This window comes from Bartonella sp. CL25QHWL (genome assembly GCF_042195335.1).
GTDB lineage: Bacteria > Pseudomonadota > Alphaproteobacteria > Rhizobiales > Rhizobiaceae > Bartonella.
On record NZ_JBHIOE010000045.1, the window covers coordinates 1 to 3,054 of the forward strand.

1 protein-coding gene and 1 pseudogene are annotated in these 3,054 nt (G+C 39.8%); one reads left to right on the forward strand and one right to left on the reverse strand.

Features of this window, described 5'->3' with window-relative positions; genetic code table 11:
• A pseudogene (locus ACFILY_RS09260) lies at nt 1-1,089 on the reverse strand (tyrosine-type recombinase/integrase); the annotation flags it as partial.
• Nucleotides 1,090-1,597: 508 nt separating this feature from the next.
• Here ACFILY_RS09260 and ACFILY_RS09265 point away from each other — a divergent pair.
• The gene (locus ACFILY_RS09265; protein ID WP_375631814.1) at nt 1,598-2,749 is read left to right on the forward strand and encodes a tyrosine-type recombinase/integrase; all 1,152 of its coding nucleotides are present in this window, start codon (nt 1,598-1,600) and stop codon (nt 2,747-2,749) included.
• Nucleotides 2,750-3,054: the final 305 nt, after the last annotated feature.

Below are 3,054 nucleotides of genomic sequence, written 5' to 3' on the forward strand. Positions count from 1 at the left end.
GCACGCTCTACTTTACCGCCGACCGTATGACTTAGAATGGTTTCAGCGACCTCATAGGGAGCATCGGTTGTTTCAGCAAGCCAATCACGTAAACTAGAACGAAATCCATGGGGGCATGCCTCAATTTTATTGTCTCTCATATATTGAGCCATACAATTTGCAGCGAGGGGACCCCGACCGGTTGCAGAAAAGAAGAAATCATTGCGAGAAAGCAAGCGCGCTTGTTTTAAAATGTCTAATGCTTCAGTTGATAAAGGCACGCGAAACTCTTCTGTAGTATCACGTCGACCTTTCATATTTTCAGCAGGGATTGTCCAGATATCGCCATCAACTTGGTCTTTATGAATATGACACAAAGGGTTGGTACGAACGCCTGTCAGAATAAGCAAACGCAAAGCCAGTTGTGTTAAGGTTGATGCTTCGCAAAGTGTTTTATAAAAGGCAGGGACATCTCTCCAATCCATAGCTGGAAAATTTTGCGTTTTATGGCGTTGTTTACCTAAGAGAGCGCGTGCTTTTTCTGTTGCTTGTAAATCAACATCCAATCCTAAGGCAGCCGCATGTTTAAGACAAATATTAAGGCGGGTAAGAGCTTTATCAGCTGTTGCTGCTTTTGTATGCCAAATGGGAGCAAGGGTATTGCGTATCTCTGTTTGTGTAATCTCTGAAACGGGGAGGCAACCTAATTTGGGGAGAATATGGAGTTTTAAGGGTAAAAACCAACGCCCATCTTTACCATCTCCTTTTAGTTCAGCTTTACGGCTTTCAAAAGCATCCAACGCGATATCTTTTAAATAATGGAGATTACTTATTGCCTCACGCTTTTGTTTATTGCGTTCTTTAATGGGGTCACGACCTTCACGAAGAACAGAACGCCACCCAGTTGCCAATTCACGGGCTTGTTTTAAAGAGACATCTCTCAAGGCACCCAAGCCCATTTCACGGCGCCGCCCATGAATGGTAAAACGGTAAATCCATTGAGCACCTCCATCTTTACGCTTATGAAGTAACAAGCCGGCACCATCATTATATTTGCCAGCTCGTGGGTGTTGCGACAGCCCTTGCATTAAGACGGTTCATAAGAACCATTTTTAGTCCTTTCTTATATAAATTTTATCCACACACTCATCCCACTTGTTATGTACAAATGAGTGGTTTTAGTTGATTCAAGATAAACAGATTTGAAATGAAAGAATCTTACGTTATTCGGGGGTCTAATTCAATATACAAAACAGTAAATTATCATTATAAATCAATATATTGTTATTGTGTGAAGCGTGCTTTATAGACAAATGTTAGAAACCCTATTCCCTTAACTTTACTCAGGCATCATTAACTTAAAAGTCAATAAAAAAATAGGTTACATACAACAAAGAAGAGTGTGGTGCCCAGACGCGGCAAGCAGGGGCTTAGCAACAAGATTCAAAGTGTATAAAGATGTGTAAGGGCGTATTGATGTCTATAGCTTTTTATGATTCAATAAAAAAAGTAAGTATTAAAGAAAAAATCTCAAATCAGAAATTAAAGGTGGTCTAAAAGGTGGACCCAAAAAGGTGGACGAGCAATGCTTGAAAAGGTGGACGAGAGGGGACGTTAAGTGAGGGCGATTCATCGGTTATCAGCATCATTCGTAAAGACGTCTCCGCAGGGTAAATATTGTGACGGGGCAGGGTTGTGGTTGAATGTTCGAAAAGACAATACACGCTCTTGGTTTTTTCGCTATACGCACCACAATAAGCGCCGTGAAATGGGACTTGGTCCTGTTACAAAACTCTCTTTAAAAGAAGCGCGTGAGCTTACAAGATATTATAGTGATATTCTTAAAGAAGGCAATGATCCTATTGTCTTTCGAGAACAGACTATTTTAAAACAGCAAAGCAATATTTTTCAAGAAATTGCAAAAGCGGCTTTTGAAAGCAAAAAAGCAGAGTTGAAAAATGAAGGTAAAAACGGCCGCTGGTTTTCTCCTCTAGAGTTGCACGTGATTCCACACATAGGCAAATTACCTATAGAAAAATTAACAGCCAATATCATCCGCAATGTTCTCTCACCCCTTTGGCATGAAAAAGCAGACACAGCGCGAAAAGCACTTAACCGTATCAATATTTGTTTGAAATATGCAGCGGCTCTTGGTTTAGATGTTGATCTACAGGCTTGTATGAAGGCACGCGCTCTTTTAGGAAAACCACGTGCGACATCAACAAATATTCCTGCTATGCCATGGCAAGAGGTTCCGGCATTTTATCAAAGCTTGGATGATAAGATCCTTTCAAATTTAGCACTGAAGTTACTCATTTTGACGGGAGCACGGTCATATCCATTGCGCTATTTGCGCCTTGAACAAATTGATAAAAATATATGGACGATACCAAAAGAAAACATGAAAGGTATTGTAGGGAAAGTTTCAGACTTTCGCGTGCCACTAAGTGGTGAAGCTTTGAGAGTTATTGAAAAAACTCTCCCCTTTGAAAAGAATGGTTTTCTCTTTTCTGGTCTTAAAGGTAACCCCATTTCTGATGCCACCATGGCAAAATATATGACAGTTTGTGGTTTGACTTATCGTCCCCATGGTTTTCGTTCAAGTTTACGGGATTGGATAGCAGAGACAACGTCAACACCGTTCGAGATTGCCGAAACTGTTCTTGCCCATTCAGTCGGGAGTTCAGTGACAAAAGCTTATATGCGAACGGATTTTTTAGAACAACGACATGTTCTCTTGGAACAGTGGGCTTCATTTATAACAGGATAGAATTTTTACAATTACCTCTGCAGTGTTTTTAGCTATTTTGGAGAGAAATTTGATATGTCCAATTCTGTGAAAATAACAGTTTTAAATGTGTAAAGCTATTATTGATAGTCTCCATGAGACGAGCAAAATTAAGAAACCATTTTCTAAAGAATTTCGCGCGTCTCAGAGTATGTTTAGAGTCGGATATTTGGTTTTTGTGTAAAAATACTTACAAACGCATCCATAATACGTGAAAAATCAAGCGCTAATAAGAGTATAATGAGTACAATCCATTTCGTATAACGCGACATCACTTTTACACTTTT